Origin of the sequence: Fictibacillus nanhaiensis, from assembly GCF_023715445.1 — a bacterium.
GTDB lineage: Bacteria > Bacillota > Bacilli > Bacillales > Fictibacillaceae > Fictibacillus > Fictibacillus nanhaiensis_D.
Window position 1 is genome coordinate 1,519,102 of record NZ_JAMBOD010000001.1, and the last position, 23,616, is coordinate 1,542,717.

General features: G+C 38.7%; 29 protein-coding genes and 1 pseudogene. 6 read left to right on the forward strand and 24 right to left on the reverse strand.

Features of this window, described 5'->3' with window-relative positions; genetic code table 11:
- Nucleotides 1-25: 25 nt before the first annotated feature.
- Both M3196_RS07830 and hpf read right to left on the reverse strand, forming a co-directional pair.
- Nucleotides 26-508: a DinB family protein gene (locus tag M3196_RS07830; RefSeq protein ID WP_251321655.1), complete on the reverse strand. Its 483-nt coding sequence runs from the start codon at nucleotides 506-508 to the stop codon at nucleotides 26-28.
- A 296-nt stretch (nucleotides 509-804) separates the two neighbouring features.
- A complete protein-coding gene (gene hpf / locus M3196_RS07835; RefSeq protein WP_251321656.1) occupies nucleotides 805-1,359 on the reverse strand; it encodes a ribosome hibernation-promoting factor, HPF/YfiA family in 555 nt (184 codons plus the stop codon).
- Between the two features lie 192 nt (nucleotides 1,360-1,551).
- Here hpf and M3196_RS07840 point away from each other — a divergent pair, with 192 nt between their 5' ends.
- Entirely contained in the window at nucleotides 1,552-2,010 is a 459-nt protein-coding gene (locus M3196_RS07840; protein ID WP_251321657.1) for a GNAT family N-acetyltransferase, read from the forward strand.
- Between the two features lie 62 nt (nucleotides 2,011-2,072).
- Here the strand turns inward: M3196_RS07840 and M3196_RS07845 are convergent, their stop codons facing one another.
- Nucleotides 2,073-2,270 (reverse strand): cold shock domain-containing protein, encoded by a 198-nt coding sequence (locus M3196_RS07845; RefSeq protein WP_066245425.1) that lies wholly within the window; start codon nucleotides 2,268-2,270, stop codon nucleotides 2,073-2,075.
- Nucleotides 2,271-2,564: 294 nt separating this feature from the next.
- Between M3196_RS07845 and M3196_RS07850 the strand changes: the two genes are divergently transcribed.
- Nucleotides 2,565-2,828 carry a YqhV family protein gene (locus tag M3196_RS07850; RefSeq protein ID WP_251321750.1) on the forward strand — a complete coding sequence of 88 codons (264 nt, stop codon included), beginning with the start codon at nucleotides 2,565-2,567 and terminating at the stop codon, nucleotides 2,826-2,828.
- Between the two features lie 169 nt (nucleotides 2,829-2,997).
- Here the strand turns inward: M3196_RS07850 and M3196_RS07855 are convergent, their stop codons facing one another.
- From M3196_RS07855 to flaG, 4 genes are read right to left on the reverse strand one after another with little or no spacing between them, the layout of a single operon-like run.
- Entirely contained in the window at nucleotides 2,998-3,408 is a 411-nt protein-coding gene (locus M3196_RS07855) for a flagellar protein FliT (protein ID WP_251321658.1), read from the reverse strand.
- Nucleotides 3,348-3,749 (reverse strand): flagellar export chaperone FliS, encoded by a 402-nt coding sequence (gene fliS / locus M3196_RS07860; RefSeq protein ID WP_251321659.1) that lies wholly within the window; start codon nucleotides 3,747-3,749, stop codon nucleotides 3,348-3,350. Before fliS ends, M3196_RS07855 begins: the two co-directional genes overlap by 61 nt.
- A 31-nt stretch (nucleotides 3,750-3,780) precedes the next feature.
- Nucleotides 3,781-5,247, reverse strand: coding sequence for a flagellar hook-associated protein 2 (locus M3196_RS07865; RefSeq protein ID WP_251321751.1), 1,467 nt, complete (start codon nucleotides 5,245-5,247; stop codon nucleotides 3,781-3,783).
- Between the two features lie 21 nt (nucleotides 5,248-5,268).
- Complete coding sequence (gene flaG / locus M3196_RS07870; protein ID WP_251321660.1) at nucleotides 5,269-5,607, reverse strand: flagellar protein FlaG; 339 nt, start codon at nucleotides 5,605-5,607, stop codon at nucleotides 5,269-5,271.
- 268 nt (nucleotides 5,608-5,875) lie between these two features.
- Here flaG and M3196_RS07875 point away from each other — a divergent pair, with 268 nt between their 5' ends.
- The gene (locus M3196_RS07875; RefSeq protein WP_276531261.1) at nucleotides 5,876-7,786 is read left to right on the forward strand and encodes an acyltransferase family protein; all 1,911 of its coding nucleotides are present in this window, start codon (nucleotides 5,876-5,878) and stop codon (nucleotides 7,784-7,786) included.
- A gap of 52 nt (nucleotides 7,787-7,838) precedes the next feature.
- Here the strand turns inward: M3196_RS07875 and M3196_RS07880 are convergent, their stop codons facing one another.
- Entirely contained in the window at nucleotides 7,839-8,078 is a 240-nt protein-coding gene (locus tag M3196_RS07880) for a hypothetical protein (RefSeq protein WP_251321661.1), read from the reverse strand.
- 104 nt (nucleotides 8,079-8,182) lie between these two features.
- On the opposite strand from M3196_RS07880, the gene M3196_RS07885 reads away from it, so the two are divergent.
- Nucleotides 8,183-8,662 (forward strand): hypothetical protein, encoded by a 480-nt coding sequence (locus tag M3196_RS07885; protein WP_251321662.1) that lies wholly within the window; start codon nucleotides 8,183-8,185, stop codon nucleotides 8,660-8,662.
- 40 nt (nucleotides 8,663-8,702) lie between these two features.
- Here the strand turns inward: M3196_RS07885 and M3196_RS07890 are convergent, their stop codons facing one another.
- On the reverse strand, nucleotides 8,703-9,011 hold the full coding sequence (locus M3196_RS07890) for a DUF5658 family protein (RefSeq protein WP_251321663.1): 309 nt from the start codon (nucleotides 9,009-9,011) through the stop codon (nucleotides 8,703-8,705).
- 155 nt (nucleotides 9,012-9,166) lie between these two features.
- Between M3196_RS07890 and M3196_RS07895 the strand changes: the two genes are divergently transcribed.
- Nucleotides 9,167-9,925: an endonuclease gene (locus tag M3196_RS07895; protein WP_251321664.1), complete on the forward strand. Its 759-nt coding sequence runs from the start codon at nucleotides 9,167-9,169 to the stop codon at nucleotides 9,923-9,925.
- Nucleotides 9,926-10,198: 273 nt separating this feature from the next.
- Here the strand turns inward: M3196_RS07895 and M3196_RS07900 are convergent, their stop codons facing one another.
- The 15 genes and pseudogenes from M3196_RS07900 to M3196_RS07970 all read right to left on the reverse strand — a co-directional run bounded on the left by M3196_RS07900 (nucleotide 10,199) and on the right by M3196_RS07970 (nucleotide 21,420).
- Entirely contained in the window at nucleotides 10,199-10,552 is a 354-nt protein-coding gene (locus M3196_RS07900) for a hypothetical protein (protein ID WP_251321665.1), read from the reverse strand.
- A 390-nt stretch (nucleotides 10,553-10,942) separates the two neighbouring features.
- Nucleotides 10,943-11,056 (reverse strand): annotated as a pseudogene (locus tag M3196_RS07905) (flagellin); the annotation flags it as partial.
- 346 nt (nucleotides 11,057-11,402) lie between these two features.
- Nucleotides 11,403-12,119, reverse strand: a complete 717-nt coding sequence (locus M3196_RS07910) for a flagellin (protein ID WP_251321666.1) — start codon at nucleotides 12,117-12,119, stop codon at nucleotides 11,403-11,405.
- A gap of 145 nt (nucleotides 12,120-12,264) precedes the next feature.
- Complete coding sequence (gene csrA, locus M3196_RS07915; protein WP_251321667.1) at nucleotides 12,265-12,492, reverse strand: carbon storage regulator CsrA; 228 nt, start codon at nucleotides 12,490-12,492, stop codon at nucleotides 12,265-12,267.
- 2 nt (nucleotides 12,493-12,494) lie between these two features.
- Complete coding sequence (gene fliW, locus M3196_RS07920) at nucleotides 12,495-12,938, reverse strand: flagellar assembly protein FliW (RefSeq protein WP_251321668.1); 444 nt, start codon at nucleotides 12,936-12,938, stop codon at nucleotides 12,495-12,497.
- A 35-nt stretch (nucleotides 12,939-12,973) separates the two neighbouring features.
- Entirely contained in the window at nucleotides 12,974-13,525 is a 552-nt protein-coding gene (locus M3196_RS07925) for a DUF6470 family protein (RefSeq protein ID WP_251321669.1), read from the reverse strand.
- A gap of 66 nt (nucleotides 13,526-13,591) precedes the next feature.
- Nucleotides 13,592-14,470 (reverse strand): flagellar hook-associated protein FlgL, encoded by an 879-nt coding sequence (gene flgL, locus M3196_RS07930; RefSeq protein ID WP_251321670.1) that lies wholly within the window; start codon nucleotides 14,468-14,470, stop codon nucleotides 13,592-13,594.
- A 9-nt stretch (nucleotides 14,471-14,479) separates the two neighbouring features.
- Nucleotides 14,480-15,940, reverse strand: a complete 1,461-nt coding sequence (gene flgK / locus M3196_RS07935; protein ID WP_251321671.1) for a flagellar hook-associated protein FlgK — start codon at nucleotides 15,938-15,940, stop codon at nucleotides 14,480-14,482.
- Nucleotides 15,941-15,960: 20 nt separating this feature from the next.
- Nucleotides 15,961-16,419, reverse strand: a complete 459-nt coding sequence (locus M3196_RS07940; RefSeq protein WP_251321672.1) for a flagellar protein FlgN — start codon at nucleotides 16,417-16,419, stop codon at nucleotides 15,961-15,963.
- Between the two features lie 13 nt (nucleotides 16,420-16,432).
- Nucleotides 16,433-16,696 (reverse strand): flagellar biosynthesis anti-sigma factor FlgM, encoded by a 264-nt coding sequence (gene flgM / locus M3196_RS07945; RefSeq protein WP_251321673.1) that lies wholly within the window; start codon nucleotides 16,694-16,696, stop codon nucleotides 16,433-16,435.
- Between the two features lie 89 nt (nucleotides 16,697-16,785).
- Entirely contained in the window at nucleotides 16,786-17,181 is a 396-nt protein-coding gene (locus M3196_RS07950) for a TIGR03826 family flagellar region protein (protein WP_251321674.1), read from the reverse strand.
- Between the two features lie 80 nt (nucleotides 17,182-17,261).
- On the reverse strand, nucleotides 17,262-17,972 hold the full coding sequence (locus M3196_RS07955; RefSeq protein ID WP_251321675.1) for a ComF family protein: 711 nt from the start codon (nucleotides 17,970-17,972) through the stop codon (nucleotides 17,262-17,264).
- Nucleotides 17,969-19,465 carry a DEAD/DEAH box helicase gene (locus M3196_RS07960; RefSeq protein ID WP_276531262.1) on the reverse strand — a complete coding sequence of 499 codons (1,497 nt, stop codon included), beginning with the start codon at nucleotides 19,463-19,465 and terminating at the stop codon, nucleotides 17,969-17,971. The genes M3196_RS07955 and M3196_RS07960 overlap by 4 nt, the downstream gene beginning before the upstream one ends.
- A 48-nt stretch (nucleotides 19,466-19,513) precedes the next feature.
- Complete coding sequence (locus M3196_RS07965; protein ID WP_251321676.1) at nucleotides 19,514-20,362, reverse strand: DegV family protein; 849 nt, start codon at nucleotides 20,360-20,362, stop codon at nucleotides 19,514-19,516.
- Nucleotides 20,363-20,499: 137 nt separating this feature from the next.
- Nucleotides 20,500-21,420 (reverse strand): ROK family protein, encoded by a 921-nt coding sequence (locus M3196_RS07970; protein ID WP_251321677.1) that lies wholly within the window; start codon nucleotides 21,418-21,420, stop codon nucleotides 20,500-20,502.
- Between the two features lie 153 nt (nucleotides 21,421-21,573).
- On the opposite strand from M3196_RS07970, the gene M3196_RS07975 reads away from it, so the two are divergent.
- Nucleotides 21,574-23,376 carry an ATP-binding protein gene (locus tag M3196_RS07975; protein ID WP_251321678.1) on the forward strand — a complete coding sequence of 601 codons (1,803 nt, stop codon included), beginning with the start codon at nucleotides 21,574-21,576 and terminating at the stop codon, nucleotides 23,374-23,376.
- Nucleotides 23,377-23,616 lie beyond the last annotated feature (240 nt).

A 23,616-nucleotide genomic window follows, 5' to 3' on the forward strand; every position in this document is an offset into this window, starting at 1 on the left:
CGTTTGCATCTGCACTTTTTTATTTTTACTTTACTTGGGTTTGTTTTTGTAGATTGATAGCTTTTCGGATCGCGAGGATTGCGCCCATATGCATTCCTTCATGATAAAATGTTCGCGGCAGAACTTCCGCAAACGTACTCATTCCAAGTTCAGTCGGTTCATCAAGCTCCTGATCGAGCCGGTGACCGAACTCCTGCTTAATAAACTGCACCTGCTCCATCAAACGGTTGCGCAGTTCTTCAAGCGTTGGTGGAGTTTGCTGCCAATTCTCCGGCTTTGTTCCATATCCGAACAGCTCACGATAATGACGCGGCGCAGGGTTATCCTCGCGTGTTTTATGATATAGCCAGTCATACTGATCCAAATAAATGTGACCCAGATTCCAACGGATGTTGTTATTAAAACCTTCTGGAACAAAATCCGCTTCCTCTTCCGTCAAACCTTCCACCGCGCTCAATGTATTATGACGAAAAGACGCAAGTTGTTTTAAAAGAATCTCATTTCTCATGACATAAGCCTCCTAAACAGTGTTTTGCTATACATTTTCGCTTGAAAAGTTGTTAAATCCTGTTGATTTGTTAAAAATTGTCCAAATACTGGCCATTATTAGGTGTGAAAGAGTCATTATAGATTACCCGAGTTCCAAAAATCCCACGTTATTTCAGAAAATCCCACAATAAATGAAAAAATCCCACGTTAATTCAGATATATCGAATTTTCGACAAAATCAAAATGCTTGACGCCAATTACTCCATAAAAAAAGCACGCACTCATGCAGAGCGTGCTTTCATAAATTTTGTTAAGTTACATATCTCCTGCAATCAGTCCATATTTGCCGTCTTTACGTCTGTACACGACGTTCATCTCACCAGTTTCGGCATTGTTATAAACGAAGAAGTTATGGCCGAGTAAGCCCATTTGAAGAATCGCTTCCTCAGTGTCCATCGGTTTAAAGTCAAAACGCTTTTCACGGACAATTTCGAAGTCATCTTCTTCCTCTAGCAGAGCAGTGGATACTCCTTCTGTCCCATTAGTAAACATGTGCTTTGTGCCTTCAGCATTTCTAAATTTACGGTTTACTTTTGTTTTGTGTTTTCGAATTTGACGCTCTAATTTTTCTACCACCAGATCAATCGCAGCGTATAAATCCAAATGACGTTCCTCTGCACGAAGCAAGAGTCCTTTCATCGGTATTGTAACCTCAATGGATTGTTCATTGTTATACACTTTCAAATTGACATGCACTTCAGAGTTCGGAGTTTCGTTAAAATATTTTGTGAGTTTTGTCACCTTTTTTTCCACGTAAGCTCTAATAGCTTCGGTCACCTCGATGTTTTCTCCACGAATGTTAAAATGCATAACTTAACTCCTCCTTTCGGTGATGTATATATATTTCGATATACCCTAAAAGAATTCCTTTGTAACCTTTAAAATATATTGACAATTTATTTACATTCTCGACATCTTCTTAATATAACTTAATTGTAGAAAATAGGAAGTCACTTTATAGTGGAATTAACCATAAGCAAATGTTTAAGGAGCCGAACAATTATGAAGATAGAAGAGTGGAAAAGAGATGACGGATTCACGATTAGTACAGATAAAGAAAAGCTCGATCTCGAGGTGATTTATCGCTTTCTAGCCAATACCTATTGGGCAAAAGGATTATCTAAAAAAGTGCTGCTTACATCCATTCAGCACACCCCTCTTTGCTACGGGATCTATAAAGATTCTAAGCAAGTCGGGTTTGCCCGCGTGATTACGGATTTTACCCGATTCGCCTGGCTGAGCGATGTTTTTGTTTTACCGGAATATCGAGGAAAAGGATTAAGCAAATGGCTGATGGAGGTTATCACCGCGGATCCCCATTTAGAAGGAACGTCTTTTCAGCTTGCTACAAAAGATGCTCACGGTCTTTACAAGCAGTTTGGTTTTCAAGAACTGAGGTCGCCAGAAAGTAGGCTTGAGCGCCCGATCAATCCCGAGATCATTGAGAAAAATCATTTGTAAACAAATAAAAACCCGCTCAGTAACCTGAGCGGGATCTCAATTATGGTCATAAATGCTTTGAATTATAGTTTAGTTACGTTAGCCGCTTGAGGCCCACGTGCGCCATCTACAATATCAAACTCGACTTGCTGACCTTCGTCAAGGCTTTTGAATCCGTCAGTGTTGATTGCGGAGAAATGTACGAACACATCGTCCCCGTCTTCGCGCTCGATAAATCCAAAACCTTTTTCTGCGTTAAACCATTTTACTTTTCCTAACATGCCTTTCACAATCCCTTCATCATGCGAATCTTTGTATAGAAAATCTATACACTTCATAGTATGACACATACCCAAAAAAGTTGTCAAAGGCTTAAGTTTAGCGAATTATAAGAAGTTTTGTCGAAAAATATTGATTGCTGTTTGCGAATAAATATACATAATATGCACAAAATATCCGGTTGTTCCTTTTACTGTTTTTTACACTTCTATTTCAGGCTTGACCACATATAATGCAATATACAAACTCAGACAAGTTAAACAAGTGTTTAAAGGAGGCAATGGACGTTGCTGAACATGATTGAAAAAGTCGTCCTAAGCATGGCCGCAATCCGCATTCTATCCGGAACTCTCGAAATTACCGCAGCGCTATTCATGCTGCATTACAATACCGTCGAACGCGCACTCGTCATCAATTCCCTGCTTTCCATTGTCGGACCCATCATCTTTTTCTCCACAATGACAATAGGAATCTATGGATTATCTACGAAACTATCATTCTCAAGCCTGTTGTGGATCATGCTGGGGATTATTTGTATTGTTTATGGGATTAAGAGGTGAATTTTTCACAGAAAAATTCCACTATTGTAACTTACTTCTTTGTAGAGCCCATTGGAAGTGCCCACTACATGATAATCTCACGAAAATAAAAATATACTCGCAGATCGACAATGTTCGACATGTTCACCTAATAAAAAACAAACCTTAGCCTACTTGAGCTAAGGTTTCCTTAATTCTTCTTATCAAAATACATCCCATCCGCCGAAAGCGTTTGATAAGGATTGGCATATTGAACGTTCTTTTCTTTCTTTTTCTTCATCATGGATAAATTATGCTTGATCTCTTCAAACTGGCGCACCAGTAAGGGTTCGATCGTCTCGTTCATCTTTACGATCATCTGACCCATTCGCTGCTCTTCCTTTGAATACGCAGGAGGCAGTTTGTCCATAATTACCTGACGCTGTTCAAGCAACTCATTCAACCGCTCAATGTAAGGTTCACGCTCCTCCTTGGGAAGCCCTCCACTTACATGGTCGAACATGTTTTTCGTAACTTCCAGCAAAATCTTAACCGCTGACATTACACGCGTCCAGCCTCGCCGTGCTGCAAGCGGCGGTTGATCTGAATGACTTCTTTCCACGTATTGCGGAAATCCAGCACATAATCTTCTACCTCATCCAAAATCACAACATCACCTTGAATGTTCGCCTCGATCAGACGACGGTTGATGTAATCATACATCTGCATCATAGACTTTGAAATTTCAAGATCCATGTTGAGCGTAACCATCAATTCCTGAATGATCTTCTGCGCTTTTAATAAATTTTTGTTCTTTTCTTCTGTATTTTTCATCTCGATCGCCGTACGCGCGAGACCGATAAATTTCAAACATCCGTTATAGAGCATAAGCGTCAATTCGCCGGGAGACGCTGTTTGGACTGAGTTGTTTTGATACGCCTTGTTCGCGTTAAGTATGGACATGTAAAGGTAACACTCCTTTTTGATTTAAAGATTACTGTCCGCCGCCAAACTGCTGCATTAAGTACATCGATTGCTGGTTGGAACGCTGAATCGCTTTCTCCATGGCAGAGAACTGTCGCCAGTAGCGGTCTTCTACATCAGCCAGTCTTTGTTCAAAGGCAGATATACGCTTATCAACATCTGTTAACTCACGGCCAAGTGTAAACTGAGCGTTTGTTCGAAGTGAATTTCCTGCTTTTAATTCAATCTTATCAACGGTGGTGTCGATAGACTTACGAATTTTTTTTGCTATCCCTTCAACGGAATCAGTGCCTGTAAAAAGCTTCATCACGGCATCAGGATTATCAGCAAGTGCTTTACGCAACTTCTCCTCATCAAGCACAAGCTTTCCCTTGTCCAAATAATTTTTTGAAGTGGTAATGCCGATCTCTGAAAGCTGATCATATTCGGGGTATCCTGCATCAACCTTTGTATATAGATCTGAACGCATCGCATTAAGACCGCTTGATAGAATGGAATCACCGCGAAGCATCCCGCTCTTTGCTTTCTCATCCCACATTTCGGCTTCCTTTTCAGAAAGATCTTTACGTTGCTCGTTGGTAAGAGGAGGAAAGTCACGGTATTTCGTTTCAGCTGTCTTTTTATTAATCGCTTCAATCGTTTCGTTATACTTATCCACGAATTTTTTTATCGTGTCAACTGTAGCGTTTGTGTCACTTGCAACAGTAATGTTTGCCGTTCCTTCTTGTTGAAGGGTGTATGTTACGCCCGAGATTGGGAATGTATTTGTAGCTCTTGTTGTTTTATAACCGTTGATCGTATATTCTGCAGTATCACCAATTGTTTTACCCGTAGTAGCAATTTCTCCACCTAATACGGCATTTGTAAAGCCTAAATCTTTCATGAAGGTTTCAGTATCTAAGTCATTCACTTTAAGTGCTGCCTGATCACCCGTGTCTTTTTTAGTGATTATAAATTTATTTTGTTGCTCATCATAAAAAGCAGTTACACCAAGGCCCGAAGTGTTGAAATTGGAGATGATCTTGTTCAGGCTATCTCCCTTTGCGATGTCAAACGTTTGAGTAGTTTTAGTTAACCCATCACCGCTTGTTACTTCGAAAGAAAGTTTTACATCCTTAGGAGCCGTATAATCTTTCACGACTGTTCCTTCTGATACCCAAATCGCAGGTTTAGCCAATCTGGTTACATTTATCGAAGTCGTCGTATTCACTGCACTTCCATTAGCCGTTGCCGATACAACACCAGGGTTGGAACTGGTTACTGCTTTTTTTGAATAACTTCCTTGCAAGTTAATTCCCTCAAAGATCACCTTGTCTAAATCGCTTAACAGCTGGTTCATCGACCGGTAGTCATCACGCTGCCACTCTAACCTCGTTTTTTTCTGAGCTAATTTATCTAGTGGAATACGCTCTGCACGCATCAAATCTCCAACGAGCGTATCAATATCCATTCCACTAGCTAATCCGCCAATTCTCATAACCACGGTTAATCACCGTCCCTAAATTTTTTTATCAACAAAGATACCCATAAAATCAATCATTTCTGCATACATATCAAGGAACTTTTTATTTGGTATCTCTTTCACAACTTCTTGGGTTACTTCATCCACAATCAGCACATAGTAATCGTTCAGTTTTTCATGCAGAACAAACTTTGATGAAGTATGTGCTGGCTTCAGCATATCGTTCATTGCTACAATAACTTTTTCCAACTTTTCTTTACTCGGCTTTACTTGTACTGAAGCTTCGGCTTGCGGAGTGTTTTCTTGTTGTTTTTGGCTAGTAAGCACAGGCTCAGATTTTTGAAAAACGGGAGAACTAATCTTTTGTAGTTCCACCTTCATCGCCCCTTTAATTTTTCTCTAAATCTTATATCGGATTGTTCAAATAATTGTTGAGGAAGTAGGGTAAAAGAAAAACAACAGAAATTTTATTAAAATTCTATGAAACTACTCTACTAATCAGTTTTTTATTGTAAAATAGTTGATGTTGAAGAAGATTAATGAAATAAAAATAACAATAAATGACTTTCTACTTAAAATATAAAAATTAACCTACTAAAAAATAAAATCCTAAAATAATTCTAACGAGAGGATAATGGCAGTAATGAAAGACCATCAAAAAAAACATCAAAAGAATCGCAACCGGTCTACTAAGAAACAGAGAACAGCCATTGAACAACCTCTGAAAAATAGGTACATAACAGGCCTTGATGGATTGCGGGCCATTGCTGTTCTTGCTGTTATTGCCTATCACTTAAACTTTGATTGGGCAGCTGGAGGCTTACTTGGGGTAACCGTCTTTTTTGTATTATCTGGTTACCTGATTACAGATCTATTAATTGCGGAATTTGTCACTACCGGTCGGATAAATTTTAAAAACTTTTGGATACGGAGAGCTCGCAGGCTCCTGCCAGCTATGTTTACGATGCTCCTTGTAGTCATCACGTGGGTTACGATCTTTGAGCAGTCCATGTTAGATCGACTAGAGGAAGATACAGTTGCTGCTATTCTTTATGTCAGTAACTGGTGGTACATCTTCCAGGACCTTTCATATTTTGAGAGTTTCGGGCCTCCTTCCCTTCTGACGCACTTTTGGTCGTTAGCGGTGGAGGAACAATTTTATATTCTATGGCCGCTCCTGATCGTTTTAATGTTAAAACTTAAAGTAAAAGAAGGATCGCTGTTCTCTATTATTCTCCTAGGTGCTATCGCTTCAGCTGCTGCGATGACCATGTTGTATGAACCAGGGACAGATCCAAGCCGGGTTTATTACGGAACAGATACCCGCGTATTTTCATTATTACTTGGAGCAAGTCTGGCTGTCATCTGGCCGAGCCGAAAACTATCAACCAGCTTACCTCCTGAAATTCGCTGGAAACTAGACTTTGTAGGACTGTTCACGCTAGCTTTCATCTTCTATATGTTCTGGAGTACGGATCAGTATCAAGACTTTCTTTATCAAGGCGGTATGGTAGCGATGTCAGTTGCCTCGATGCTGGTTGTTGCAGTTATCGTGCATCCATCAAGCAAGCTGAATACTGTGTTAAGCTTCAAACCGTTACGCTGGATTGGTGTTCGTTCATACGGAATCTATTTGTGGCACTTTCCGGTTATCGTTCTAACAAGTCCTCAATGGGGAGCAGATGCGCCAAGTCTAGTGCGTACATCGTTACAGCTGTTCTTAATTCTGACTTTAGCGAGCCTTTCGTGGACATTTATCGAAAACCCGATTCGAAAAGGGGCTTTAACAAGATTCTGGAGAGTAGTTAAACACGGCGAATGGAGACGTGAAAAATCGTTTATTGGACGCTTTGTCACAACAGCAAGTATCCTGTGCGTTTTTCTTGCCATTTCCACCATTGGACTCACAACAACATCCGTTGCGCTTAGTAAAGACAACGTGATTAATGCGATCCAAGAAAAGGTCGGTAAAGAAGATGAACCGCCTACAGAGAATAAGATAAATAAACCAGATTCTAAACCTGAAACACCAAAAGTAGAGGAAAAACCGAAAGAGGAAACACCTCCAATTGAAGATCCACCCGTTACGGAAAACAAGTCTGTCACTGTGATTGGCGATTCCGTAATGATTGATGTTACACCGCACCTTGAAGAAGCGTTTGAAAAAGTGGACGTTGATGCAAAAATCGGCCGGCAATTTAGGGAAGCTGAAGAGATTGTGCAGCAAAAGAAAAGCAGTGGGGATTTGGGGGAAATCGTAATTATCGAACTCGGAGCCAATGGTCCCCTATCTGATAAAAAGATGGCTGGACTAATTGAGCAAATCGGAAAAGAGCGTGATGTTTACATGATAACAACACGTGTACCAAAACCGTGGCAGCAGGAAGTAAATGAATCGATAAAAAATGTTCCGGAAAATTATAAGAACGTAAAAGTGGTAGATTGGTACTCATTTAGTGAATCTCACCTCGAGTATATCGGAAACGATGGTGTACACCTTACGTTAACGGGTGCAAAGGCTTATGCTAAATATCTAATCAACCATATTGAATAAATGGAAAAGGCCAATCACAAATTGTATAAGTGCTTGGCTTTTCTATTCTTCTTTATCTCCATCCATCAATTAGAGGGTTTTCTTTTCCGTTCGGTGCAGGAAATTCAACTCTTGGCAGGTCTTTTAAATATTGAGTCAATTCAGGTAAATAGTAAGCAGCGATAGTAACCTCATATTTTAGTTGACCAAGAGTCGCTTCTGCAGAGGTAATCACCAGTTCATCTTGTCCTGAAAATGTGATAGCTTCTATGACGGTTACTCGTTTGAAATCTAATTGGTGGTGATTTAACAATTGGAAACCCATTCGAATTCAGAAATGACAGTGATCATTATCAAAAATTCGAAATCGATGGCCCTATATATGTAGATGGAGACCTGGAAATTATAAGAGCAAACGTGAAATTCAACTCTACCATCTATGTAACAAGAAAAACCACAATACGTTTTTCTAGGATAGAAGGACTGCAAGATGATGGAACAGAATCCTCGCTTGTCGTTTTTGGAAAAGATGCAATCGAAATTTCAAATATGAACGTTTATGGCGATGAACCGAATATCATCCTAGGTTTTGTCTATTCTGAAGAATTAATGGAGATTTTCGGCGTAGCATCAAACATAGAAATTCAAGGAGGTATCTTTGGAAGAAAAGTAGTATTGAACGCAACAAAAGGTTCAGTTAGCCGTGGAAATCCGATCTATTGGGGACAGCTCCTCATAGGATATGAAGAAGATTACGCCGAAAATCAGCATAACATCTCTCCATCTGAATCCAGACTGAGAGTGATTTATAATCCTAATCTCATTAAGAATCCGCCAGATGGACTTCCTATTGTAAAAGATTTAGCAGTGTCGGTTGTGAAGCGTGAAATACAATAAAGCAATAACATCAAGTCTTTCCTAACTTCGGAAAGACTTTTTATATCGACAAGAATAAGAATAGCTGCCACGCAACGACAACAAAATAAATAATCAGTACAGGGACACTCAACCTTTTAACATTTTTATGGACGGGAATGAATCCAAACCAAATGACAACAATGGAGAAAATGAACTTTAAAATTAAAAACATGGCAGGATGATAAGCATATAGAGCATTCATTAAAGGATTGAGTTCTCTTGCTCCATTTATCAATAAAAAATGTGTGACAATCGCATCCACCATATTTAAAATACCTAATCCCATGCAGATCCAAAAATGAGGCTGGATTTGATACGGTGTTTTCATGGTATGCCTCCTCTCCTATTAGGAGTATATCCAAATGATGCTTGTTAGTATGTGTGATTTTGTAGTAAAAAGTCTTTTTATGAGTGAATGAACCAATGAAAATGTGCTACAATTATTACGAACATATATTCTTGTAGAGGAGGTTTGAAATAAGCATGGAATCCTCTTTAGTAAAACAATTAAATACTCTGTTACCTTCCCATGTAATAGCTATGTTAATCGGAAAATTATTGGGAGATGGCAACTTAACAATTGAGAAAAACAAACGTCCAAGATTGCGGTTTTCTCATAAAGTACAAGATAAAGAGTGGTGTCAGCATTCTCGTGATCAATTAGCACCATTTCTTTCTTTTCCTTCCATAAAATATAGAAAAGTTAACGATATTCGAGTAACCAATGGATTTACGGAAATCTATTATGCTCAATCTCATACACATAAAGCGTTAGATTTATTAAAACAACTCTGGTATCCCTCAGGTGTTAAAACCATTCCTTTTCACCTCTTACAAACTAATTTCACAAGACAATCTTTAGCCTGGTGGTTTATGGATGACGGCCATTTAAAAATAGAAAACGATCAACCCACTAAAATTATCCTCTCAACTGAATCATTTAACACCAGTGAAATTAAGAATTTATCCCTGCTTTTAAAAGGTAAATTCCAGTTAGAATTGAAGGCAGATAATGCCAACCGATTAATAATTTATAACAAAATGCAGATTTACTACTTCTTAAGGTTAGTACAACCCTACCTCGTCCATTGTATGTATAGAAAAACGCTACAAAAAAGTTCAATAACCAAAATAACTGCCCCTAAGAGAACCACAATCTACCTTCCTATTAACCTAACTTTTCCTACTAAGCAAATTCATGAAGCTTTATTTTCACTAAAAGATAAGATTGATATTGTGTGATGATACAAAGTATATTGATTTGTATTTAGGAATATTAAATGACCTAGCACTGAAGAAACACAATAATTTTAGTTATCAGGTGACCCTGCTAGAAAATCATTTGTCTGATTTACAGAAATGCCGAACTATCACCGGGTTAAAACTGAGTGAGATTGTTCATTGGTGTTTATTAACTAAAAAAGACCCTGATAAAGGTCTTATAAAAGTTTAAGATCAATTTATTGCCTAGAGCTTTGGATTTCAATGATTTTTCAAAACTGCTAAATGCAGATATCAATTTTTTATATAGATATTTATCAAATATTTTATTGATTTTCTTATTTTTTCAGTCGGTTCATAGAGTTTATTTATCTCTTTATTTTGGTTATAAACATTAATAATTGGTTCATAGCCCATTGATTCTAATCTTTCAAATTCATGCTCAACAATGGCAACACATTTATTAACATCTGTTATCCCCTCATAAACAACGTTAGTTTTTGGACTATTAAGAGGTGGCATTCTATTGTCTATTTCTTGTATTTCAATTCTCAACAAGTTATTTAAAGTTGCAAATAAATTCACTAATTTTGTGTGTAGTAACATTTTATCCCTTCTTTCTAGAAAGTCAAAAAGAGACTCTAGCAAACTAGAGCCTCTTTCTATCAAACTATTAACGAAGAAGTTGAAGAACTCCTTGTGGTTGTTGGTTGGCTTGCTTTGCCGCTGCGTCTTTCAACTGCAGAACAGACTATATCTTCACCCTTACATTTAAGGGGCTGGGCACTTCGAACGGTTGTTACCGCCCTACGGAGTTCATTGTCATAGCAGTTGCCTTAGACAGTATCTCCTAGTCGTTGAACGTTCTCCAGAGTTTCCTCTTAGGAGCTTCGCTGCTGATTATCCAATCCTCTTATTTTTCAACCCTTCACGCTCACCGTTTCCAGTCCCGTTGTGGGATAAAAGGCTCTAAGGAAGTTCCAGCAATTCACCCAGTGGTACTCTAACTCGTTACCAAGTTAGACGCCCTTCTCATCATTACCTTAAGAGTTGTAAAACTCCTTGAGGTGTTTGTTGAGATTGAGCCAACATTGCTTGTGCTGCTTGAGAAAGAATAGAATTCTTTGTTTGGTTCATCATTTCTTTCGCCATCGTGCGAACATTTACTTTCATAAATGACCAGACTATATCTTCACCCTCTAGTATTCTAGTAGGGGTCGGGCACTTCGGATTCACAATACTGATGTACATTGTTTCACCTACGGATTTCATCACCATAGCTTAAGCCTTAGATGGTCTATCCTAGTCGTTGAACCTTCTCCACTTTTTCAAGAAAGGAGCTTGGCTGCTGATTACCCAATCTTTTCTTTTTTCAAGCCTTCACGCTTGTCGTTTCCAACTACGTTGTGGCAAGAAAAGCTCTAAGGGTTTTCCAGCAATTCACCCGATAATAATCACTAGCCGTTACCAGCCAGGACGACTGTGCTTGTCACTGCTGTTAAGCAGCTAAAGCATAATCTACGTCACGGATACGAGATTCCGCTGCAGTTAGGTTTTCGGAAGATGTGTTCAAGTTATTGATAGTATGCTCTAAACGATTTTGGGTAGCACCTAATGCAGAACGAACAGTAGAAACCTTCGCTATTGCAGTATCTAATGCGCCTATTGCAGTTTGTGATTTAGTTTTATCTAATAAGTCTCCAACCCCACCTGTAATTGTTGCAGCATCCATGTCTTCAAAAGTATATGTGATTTTTTGTGCAGCATTTGGTCCTACTTGGAAATCTACTGCCGTTGTAGTTCCATCCCAAAGTTTTTGTTTATTAAATTCCGTATCATCAGAAATTCTAGTGATTTCCGTAGCTAATGCTTGGTACTCTTTATCCAGAGCAGCACGATCTTCAGCTATATTCGTATCATTCGAAGATTGAACAGCAAGTTCACGCATACGCTGAAGAATTGAATGCGTTTCATTTAGTGCTCCCTCAGCTGTTTGAAGCATTGAAATACCATCTTGAGCATTCTTTGAACCCATTTCAAGTCCACGTATTTGTCCACGCATTTTTTCAGAGATTGCTAGACCAGCCGCATCATCTCCAGCTTTATTGATACGAAGACCTGAAGATAATTTCTCCATAGAACTTGATTGTGCATTGTTTGCAGTATTCAACTGACGGTGCGTGTTAAGCGCCGCGATATTGTGGTTAATTCTCATTTTAATTTCCTCCTTGAATGTGTTCCTCCCACGTCCTTGTGGTTGGATTCTTTATTGAAACTCGCCTTACTTTTACGGCCGTTAAAAGTACTGCTTGTTTCTACATTATTAATATCGGAAAAAAAAGAAACTTGTTTAACTAGATTTAAATCTTTTTTAATTTTTTTAATTGTTGAAAGACATTTATCGAAGTATCGGAAGCTTTATTATTTTCTTGTTGAATAGCTAGAAACACTTCTTTACGATGTATTTCTATGTTTTTAGGTGCAGAAATTCCCAACTTTACTTGTTCTCCATCAATAGACAACACAGTTAGTTCAATATCATCACCAATTTTAATGGCTTCTTGTAATTTGCGGGTTAATACTAACATGCTTAACCCTCCTGCCCTAATAGACTAGATTCTGAAAGTTCATGTCTTGTTTTATATCGGTTATCTGTTAATACCACTTGTTTTGCAAGGTTTTCATTCACATTAATTACGACTGGAGCTTGTAAATTTGCAGTGGACTTATCTAAAGGTTCTTGAATAGTTAAGATAACTTGAACCAGCACATCTGATTCCTCTTTGATCTTTAATTGTTCTTGAACGGATTCTGGTAATTCAAAATCATATTTCTTAAAGAAAAGAAATGGATTTGTTGTGAAAAATGCGAGGTCCTTTGTGAAAACAGATTGTAGTGTTGAAAAAGGGGTCCCTTCCATCGGAAGAAGGATAAACTGTTTTTCATCTTCAAATCCCGGCAATCCATGTGCAAAATGTAAAATATCCGATTCGTTAATTTCAATTGTTTCTTCAAACTTTGTATAAAGTATCATAGCCGCCATCCTTTACTTTTTTCATCAACATGTAATTAAACGAAATCAATCAATAGTGAAGGTTTTTGAATTAGATCAATATTTACCGATCCAGGTGTATACTGATGGACAGGTTTATTAACTTTAATATCTATTTCCGGTTTATGCGTGTGCCAATTTAGTTTCACGATACTTGGCTGATAGTTTATTTTTACACTGTTAGCCGAGGGTATGAAACCAATATTAAATTCATAGATTGGACTTCCACTGTTTATTTTCGCATGTTCCGGAATCGGATTACCCCCGTTTTCGATCTTCATGAGGTCATCCCCTTCTTGAGCCATTCTGGCAAGTCCTGTTAGCCAATCCTCGTACCCTTGTTGTGCAAATTCTTCTATTCTACGAGAAATATGTTTCAAATCCATATCTGCCCAAGCTTCGGTTTGATCGATCGTTAGTTGTGAAGGGGTACGGTCAATTTGCAACTCTGCCTTCGGTTGCTTAATCATTAAGTCTGCGGGTTGCTGTTGAATTTCTTGTACTGGTTTATAAATTGTTAATCCAATTTTAGCAGAAATTGATTCCAATCTAATTTGAGGAACGTTCATGAGATGCCCTCCTAAAAAAGTGTCTATTGCAAGAAAAGAGCTATCACGAGGATAGCTCTCTTAGATTTATCGTAAAAAGTCCATAAGTGTTGGTTGCATAATGCGAGAACCTACCCCTAATGCAGCACGATGCAAGCTTTCTTGCATCTTTAAGTCTGTAATAACACGCTCAATATCCGCATCTTCATTATCAGATAGAATTCGGTTTGCGATGACTTCTTGCTCACTAACACGAGCATCAATCAGTTCCACCCGATTAAAACGGGCACCTAACTCTGCACGCTCAGCTACAAGGTTATTAATATTTGTATCTAGTTTATCAAGAAAGTCTCCAACAGGCATAGTGTTCTTCCCATTTAGTGAATCTTCTAGATCGGTTAAATCATTAAATAGGTTATCATTAAATACTTTAGTTGGATCAATATTAACAGGAACTTCAATCCCATTCGACATTTCAATATTTACAGGTTTATTGTTAGTCGAAACGGTAACAGTTCCTCCTGTAGATGAAACTGGAGGGTTTGTAGTATCGTTTCCATTAAAGATATATTTTCCTGCCACTTTTGTGTTTGCAATTGAAACTAAATGCTCTTTTAATTGAGTAATTTCTTTTCCTATCATGCCTCTTTGGGATTCTTCAAGAGTTCCATTATTAGCTTGGACAGTTAGTTCCCGTATTCTTTGAAGTACACTTGTTGCCTTATCAAGTGCAGCATCCGAATTCTCCATCCAGTTATATGCTTCCGATAAGTTTCGTTTATATTGTTCTACCTCTGTTAAATCTGTTCGATATGCTATCCCTTTCATGGCTACAACTGGATCGTCTGATGGACGGCTGATTTTTTTACCGGTCGAAAGCTGCTCCTGTGTCTTGGCCATTCTTTCATAACTTTGGCTAATATGACGCAGCATGTTATTCGATAACATTGATTGTGTTACACGCATTATTTACACCTACCTTCCTCCGACACCCATACCATTAATGATTTTATCTAACATTTCATCAACAACTGTAATGTTTCGTGCTGCTGCATTATACGCATGTTGATACTGAATCATATTTGTCATTTCTTCATCCAATGAAACACCGCTAATTGACTGTCTTCTCTTTTCAACCGAGTCTAGTAAGACAATAGAGTTTGTACTCATTCCTACAGCTTTTTGAGCGTCAACTGCCATGGAACCGATATATCCTTCATATGTACTTTGGAAATTAACATCGTCCCTTACATCAGCAAGTTTCAATGCATTGGATCCATCACCATTTTTCCCGCCTGATGATGCAGCAGCTATTTGTTTCACATCGATTAAGATTACTTTCATATTTTTGGCAGCGCCTATTTGTGTTCCAGGGTTAAAAAAGTTACCAGAAGCAGCTCCATCTAAGCCGACCCCGGAATTATGCTGGGTATTAAACGCTTGTATAAACTTATAAGCTAAATCGTCTAAATTCTTCATCATATCAGGATAAGTTTCATGATATGCATCTCTTAATGATTGTAATTTACCTTGTGTTTTTACACTTCCATCTAAAAGGTTATTTCCTCCGAATGTAAGTGTGGTTAATTCACCTGTGCTTGGATCTAATATGCTATTAATTTCTGTAATGGTATTCGTATCGGCATCTACCAATAATCCAAGTGATGCGCCTTTATCATCTAACAGATGAATCCTATACTTTCCATCCGGATTAAAATTAAGATCAATCAAACTAGGATCGGCGGTTGGAACCCGCTCAACTTTAATATTTACTAGACCTGAAAGCTGGTCTACTAAACTATCTCTCTTGTCGTATAGATCATTCGGTAAATATCCATGTGGCTCAACTTCTGAAATCTGGATATTAATATCATTAATTTTATCAATAATTGAGTTGATATCCTTAACTGTTACATCTGCCTGGTATCCCATATCTTTTCTGATTCCGTCTAGAGAAGTTGACATGTGGTTAAAAGTTTCGGAAAGTGCAATACCTCGTTGGAGAACTACGGAACGTGCTCCTTCATCTTCAGGATGAACCGCTAAGTCTTGTAGTGATTGCCAGAAACGGTCCAACGTTTTTGATAAGCCTGTATCAGAAGGTTCGTTTAAAATGTCTTCCATCTTTGCTATTGCGTTGCTTCTCGTTTCCCAATGTCCAAATTTATTATTCTCCGTTCTAAACTGAACATCTAAAAAACTTTCACGCACACGTTGAATGGAACCAGCTTGTACGCCTGTACCCATCTGTCCAGGAATGTTCGGCCGGTTTCTAGATGCTGCTGGGTATGGCTCAGTTTGTACAAAATTAACACGCTGACGAGTGTACCCTGGTGTATTTGCATTTGCTATGTTGTGTCCTGTTGTTTGCAATGCAGATTGCTGGGTGAACATCCCGCGGCGGGCTGTTTCCAATCCATGAAAAGTTGAGCGCATAGTAATATCCTCCGTAAGGTTTAAGCTTTCGAATCAAAAAGTGAAGAAGATTGATTCGCATAAGGGTTCTTTTTTGTGTTGCTGTATGTTGATGGTTCACTTTGCGGCTGAACCATACTTAAAGACATGTTCACGTATTGCAGGGATTGCTCCAATAATTCCTGGTTCAATTCGTTTCTGCTTTTCAATGCTTCATAGGTTTGAATCAGCTGATCTTGAAGGTGAAGCAGTTTTACTTTATCAGCTTCATCCGCTTGCTCCAGAACATCCCCAAGTGTCACATTCGTAAACTTAAGCATTCTTTCTTTTTCAATCAGCTGCAGTTTTTTTACTTGAAGATCTTCTTCTTTTAATAGAACATCGAGTGCTTTCATGTCCCCAAGTTTAAGAACTTCTGTTTTCCGTTCTCCTAACGCAAGAAGTTCTTCATGGGAAGTAAGCAAACGTTCAAGTAAAGATGTCATTTGTGCCGTTTCCATGAATGACCTCCTATCACTTTTGCCAGAAGTTAATAATTGATTTCGCCGTTTCAGAAACATTAACTTTGTACGTTCCTTTATCTACTTGGTTCTTTATTTCACTTATTTTTTCAGCACGCTCTTGATCAAATTTAGAGGAAGATAATAATTTTTTTGCTTCATCTGAAATTTGCAGTTCATCTTTTTTGAAGTTAGACTGCATCTTTTCTTGTTTCATATCCTGCACCTGATTTTTGTAAGGATTGTTTTGTATAGAATTAAAATGATTAATACGCATAATATAGTCACCTCGTTTAGAGACTGTTTTCTCTTATTCATTATATCGGTAAAAGCTTGAAAATCTTTAAAGTGTGAAACGAAATTAGGTTAATTGTCATCGGTATGGTAAGAAGGTAATGCTTCTTCTTGTTTTTTCTTGATAAAATCCTCAATGGAAAGTTCTGATTTAAGCTTATCTTTACATTGCTGACAAAGCCGTCCATCATTTATTGGTTTCTGGCATCCGTCACAAGGATAAGTGAAATTCGGAAACCCTTTAACACGGATTCTCCCTTGATGGATAAAATAAATAATCTTGTTTTCAGAGACCTTTGTTGCATCACTAACTTCAACAATTGTCGCATTTCGGTTTTCACTCTTTCTGATGTATCGGTAAACTTTGTCAAATTGCTGTTCTTCTTCAAAATAACAGGCATCACAAGTATTACGAATCCTTTTGATATAAAGTTTTCCGCACTGCGGGCAGTTCATTAAATCACCCATAAAGTTCCGCTCCTTAGCATTTCTATCTTTTCTTTATATCGGAAAATGCAAAGAAGGTTTTAACGGGACATTCGCTTTATTTATCTCGCCAGTGTTATTGATGACACGTTTTTTGCTTTTGCTTCGATCAGGACTTTAGCCGCATACCTTAATGTGGTGCCTGTCGTGTATACATCATCCACTAAAACTATTCTTTTGCCATTTACTTTAGATGGTTCCTCCACGACAAAAGGGTTGTTTTTCTTTTCCATTCTTTCGTTACGCGTTTTTTTACTTTGTTTTTCTTCATGCGTCTTTCTGTTTAATAGCAGATTAACATTCCGATTCATACTTAAAGCGAATAACTCAGCCTGGTTAAAGCCTCTTTCATACTGACGTTCATTACTTAATGGTATCGGAACTATAACTGCATTCTGGGAAATGCTTTTCATATTCGTATGGGCAACTGGATAAAATGCCTTAATCAATTCAGCATCCCCGCGATATTTAATTTTTGCGATCACTTCTTTCAGGAAATCGTTATAGACATAAAGTGACCGATTTTGCTGCAAAACTCCCTTCCATTCTTCATCTTCCTCCCAACGAATGCAGTCGTAGCAGCAATCACCTTGTCGATATTCCTCGGGAAATAATGAAAACGATCGACCGCATATTCTACAAATATCACCTTGTATCAACGTTAATTTCCTTTCACACGGTTGGCACAGTAATGGTGCGGATGACAAACCAAGCAATGACGCCCATGACCATGTATCGGTGTACGATACGTGACAAAACAAGCAATAACTCATAACTTGGCCTCCTTATTCATTTCCCTTATATGATGAATGGCACTCAACATGCTTAATGATTTCCCGTAATGAAAAAATAACACCTGCCCGATATGATCGTCTTTACTTCTCCCAGCACGACCTGCCATCTGGACGAGTGCGCTTTCTGTGAACACTTCATGATCAGCCCCCAATACAGCTACATCAAGAAAAGGAACCGTTACTCCCCTTTCTAAAATCGTTGTTGTGACTAATAGTTGTATTTCCCCTTGCCGGAACTGTTCAACTTTTTGTTTTCTGAGTGGATCTTCAGCGTGAACAAAATCGACCGATACATCTACATGTTTTTGAATGATCGTAGTAACCTTTTCTATAATGGATACAGAAGAAACAAAAATCATCGCCCGTCTTCTGCTGGCAGCTTGTTCCTTTATCCATGCCACAAAAGCTGGAGGCAACTTTCTTCTTTCCAAACGTTTCTTCCACTCACCGCTCCATACCATTTTCGGTTCCGGTAAAGGAAATCCGTGAAATCTGATTGGTATTTTCACACAAGATAGTTGTCCCTGTTTAACGGCTTTTTTCATTTTTCGAGAAGGTGTTGCTGACAGGTAGATGAAAAGATGCTCGTGTTGGACCGCACATGACACCGCATGCTGAAGGGTTTGATCGTAGGAATAGGGAAAGGCATCGACTTCATCGACGACCATAACGTTAAACGCGTGTTTAAACCGGTACAGCTGATGAGTTGTTGTAATAACAAGTTGGGCAGGTATTTCACGTTCTTCTGATCCGCCATAATAACAGGCGATCACGGTATTTGGAAAAACAGCCTTTAGCCGTGGAGTGAGTTCCAGAACCACATCGGTTCTGGGAGTTGCGATACAAACCCGAAGTCCCATCTTCAAAGCTTTTTCAATTCCTTTAAAAAGCACTTCTGTTTTCCCTGCTCCACAAACAGCCCAAATCAGCAGTTCTCCTCTTTTTCCGACTGATTCGACAAATCGATCAGAAGCAACTTGCTGACCTGCCGACAATTCTCCTTGCCACACTAACTCATTTTCGGAATCCCATTTCACTTTCGGACCTGTCCATGAAAGAAGCGGAGTGCACATACTCACCCTACCCATCATGATACAGTTCCGGCAATAAACACATTTTTCGTTTTTGCATCGAAAACACGAAAACGAAGCAAACAAACGGTCTTTCTCATTTCCGCATCGATTACATTTCCAGCCATACTTCGTTTTCATAATCCCAGCAATGTAACCTAAATATCCATTTTCATAATGCTCATGAATTTCTTCTAAAGAAAAAGGAATTTCATCAAGGAGAAGCATCTTGCCAAAGAGGAGTTGCTTAAGTTTTTCATCAAACTTATACGCGGAATTCAGAGGCTGGGGTTCAATTTCGGGAAGCTCACTAAACGGAACTGGCTTTAAATCAGGGTCTTTCATAAATCTTTCAGGGGCAATGGTTAAACGATTGTTTAATAAAAAGGAGACAAACCTCATTGAGTTGTCTCCTGATGTGTTAGAGAATGCATATTTTTCTCTCCAATTTTATTCTTTTATCCAGGTGATTCCGAGTGATCCTTCACCCAGGTGGGTACCGATTACGGGGCCGAAATAGCTGATTGATACATCTGCATTAACAAACTTTCCACGAAGTTCTTCTGCAATTTCAACAGCTTCATCTTCACGTTTTGCGTGGATCACACTGATCGTCACTTTTTCAACTGCTTTCAAATCTTCATCCATCAGATCGAAAATACGCTTTAAGGCTTTCTTTTTCGTTCGGACTTTTTCAAAAGGAACGATTTTTTTATCAACAAAATGAAGGATTGGCTTGATCTGCAGCAGATTTCCTACAAAAAGCTGTGCTGTGTTCATTCTGCCTCCACGGTGCAAGTGATTCAGATCATCCACCAAAAAGTACGCCGGAATACCGTTACTTTTCATCTGCAACAGTTCATTCATAATTTCGTATCCGTTTGCACCTTCATTCGCCAGTTCTGCTGCTTTGAACACATAAAATGCTTGAGGTGAACAGCTGATTTCTGAATCAAATACATGAAGTGTGATTCCTTCTACCATTTCACCGGCAGCGACCGCACTTTGGTACGTTCCACTGATGCCGCTTGATAATGTAATCATAACTGCTTCATCGTAGTTTTTAGAAAGTTCTTCTAATAGCTCGACTAATTCACCAATCGCTGGCTGTGATGTTTTCGGCAGCTTCTCTTCACGGCTGACCATTTCATAAAAGTCATCTACTTTTATTTCAGCTTCTTCTTTGTATGTTTCATTGTCGAAAATAACGTTGAGCGGAATCATTACAATGTTTTTTTCGCTTCGGATGTGCTCGGGTATGTATGAAGTACTGTCTGTAATGACGGCTACCTTGCTCATGTTTTTAGTTCCTCTCTATGAAAAAAGTTTTCGTTACCTTTAAACAGTCTACACCATCGCGTAAACGAATTCACTTAAATATAGTTTCCCTACCGTTTTATATTCTCGTAGTGTCACCAGTATCCTTTAACCCTTTTTCAGGACTGATCTAACTGTTTTCTGCATAACGCATAAGCACCGTACAAAACGGAGCGATTTTGCATAGTCGATATTCTCAATTCAGGCTTAACCGGCACGTATTTTTCGAGATTCTCTTCTATTTTTTCCAAGTAAGGGTGAAGCTCAGTTCCAACCCCGCCTCCAAGCAGAATGACTTCCGGATTTAAGATGGCTGATAGATTTATGATTGCTGTTGTTAGATGTTTAACTGCCTCTTCTATAATTTTCACAGCCGTTTCATCTCCATTCTCAGCTAACTTAAACAACTGTTTAGTTGGGACGTCATTTCCTGTTTCAAGTGAATATTTTATAGCCATTCCAAACCCGCCTGCCTGCGTGCTTAAATAGCCGTATCCCGGCCGGGCCGGTGTGAATCCGTCCTTCAAAACATCGTAATTCGTCACGATAAAGCCGACTTCACCTGCAGAAAAACGGCTTCCTTCATAAATTTCTCCGTTTATGAGCAAACCGGCTCCGATGCTCGTTCCGATCATAAAATACACGGCATGCTTAACATTCTGCAAATTTCCGTTTTCCACTTCTCCTAAAAGACCTGTGTTTACATCGTTTCCAACATACACCGGAATACGAAGCAATTGATTCAATTTTTCACCCAATGGATAACGGTTCCACTTTAAGCTCGGGGCTTTCAAAATCATTCCTGTCGCATCCACTAATCCAGGGACCCCTAGACCGATACAGCACACTTCGTCCAATAATATTCCGTGATCGTTCAATGTACGTTTCATCTCGTCTGCTATACATTCTGCAACGTCCGACTTGATCACATCACTTGTTATAAGTGTTTTTTTACTCAGGAGCTTTCCATTACGTTCAAACAAACCACATTCGATGGTTGTTCCCCCAACATCAGCCGCTAATATGTATTTCGTTTCCAAAGGTTTCACCACTCTCTAATAAATACACCTTCTGTTTTATTCAACACAATAAAGATTAAACTTATCAAAAAAAATTTTCCGAACAAAGAAGGATATTGTCGGATATGGAAGAATTTACAATGTGACCTAAGAATTAAAGGAGGGACGGGACTATTGGACCATAATCTATATATAGTAGTATTATCTCTTTTCGTTTGTTTTCTCTTCTCCCTTATATCTATTGAATGGGCACAAAGAAATTCAGGAGAACATAAAACACCGCAACGATTTTTAATAATAGGTTCCGTGACAATGGGTTTAGCTTTATGGGCTACACATTACATGGGAATGCTTTCTATTCAAAGTCCTGTCCCGTTTGTCTATGACCTGCTGACTATGATATCAGCTTTTGTGGTAGGCGTTGTTTTTTCCTATGTTTCCTTCTATCTTTTTCAGTATAACTTGCAAAAACAACAGAAAAAACTTTTAACGCCTGTTATTACTTTTGTTTTTGGGATCATTTCGGTTCATACAATTGGTATATTGTCTATGCATATTCATATGCCCCTACAGACAGACCCAGTTTTGATCTTTTTATCTGTCGGTACAGCATTTCTTTTTTCTTGGATCGGTTTTCAAATTCTACTATTGAACCCGTTTAAATTGAGAATGACTTTGGCAAGTTTGTCCTTTACAAGCGGAGTCAGTCTCATGCATTATATCGGCGAGATGGCCTTAGTAGGCAGTACACCTACTTTTAATTGGCACAACGAGTTTCCACTTACAAACATCAATATCCTCACTACTTTACTTGTATTGGGCGCAACGACTATCGTATTGATATTATATATATTAGAACAGCTTGATCAAAAAAAGATCGTTCAGCAGCGTATAGACCTCCTTGAAAGTGAACATCGGTATAATTCCCTTTTCGACCTAAATCCTGAAGGGGTTTTTGTAATCGGACCTGACCGAAACTTTATTAAAGCTAATCATTCCATTGAAACGATTACGGGCTACTCATTCGAGGAGCTTCAAAAAATGCCGTATACCAGCCTGTTAAAAGAAACGGATGTAGAGATTTCCCTCGCTTTTTTAAAAAGAGTCATGCAAGGCGAGACCGTTAAGCATCCATTGACCATTTACCATAAGGATGGACATGAAGTGGAACTTGAAATTACAAGTATTCCTTACTCTATCAAAAATACGATTACCGCGGTTATTGGCATCGCAAAAGACATGACAGCTATTAATGAGGCTCAGAACTTTAAGCAACGCGCGCAAACGTTATCTTACGTCGGTGAACTTGCAGCTGGACTTGCCCATGAAATCCGTAATCCGTTAACTTCCATTAAAGGCTTTGCACAATTGTTCAAATCACATTATGCTTCTAACGAAAAGGATCACTTTTTAGGAATCATGCTGCGGGAAACCGAGCGAATTAATTTTATCATCAGCCAGCTTATGATCCTGGCGAAGCCTCATATGATCATCAAGCACGAACATAATTTAATTGATGTCATCAATTGTTCCATAAAATATTTAAAGGATGATATAGACTCTCGTACACCTACTTTTAATTTGGATCTGCCGGGTAAACCTGTCTATTTTAAATGTGAAGGAAACCTAATGACTCAGTTATTTTTAAATGTACTTAAGAATGCGGTGGAAGCAACCCCTTCATGGGGAACGATCTCTGTATCACTTCAACAGGGTGATAGCGCCCTTCAGATCATCATAAAAGATGATGGTCACGGAATTCCTGATCACATTTTGCCTTTGATCGGCCAGCCGTTTTATACGACAAAGGAAGGAAATCCTGGTCTTGGCCTCCTGATCTGTTACCAAATCGTTGAGTATCATGGCGGAAAGATGAATATTGTGTCAAAAGAAGGCTGCGGCACGACTGTTTCTATTGAATTTCCGGCGAATGTTGCAAACAAAGAAGCAGAATTGCTTGAAACGAGCTTAGTATAGTGGGTAATTATGAAGTCTAGCTCATAATTTCACGAAAAAGGATGATATTCTTACGAGATTTTGATTTAATCTCACGAGAATTTACACGAATCCACGAAAATGGCTAATAAACTGTAAGCGTAAAATGATCCACACCTGCTTTTCAAGGTGTGGATCATTTAAACTTTTGTTATTCCTTATGATTAGCTAAATAACATGATTCGGGTAGATCTGTTGACCATGGAACGAGTTTTTGAAGCT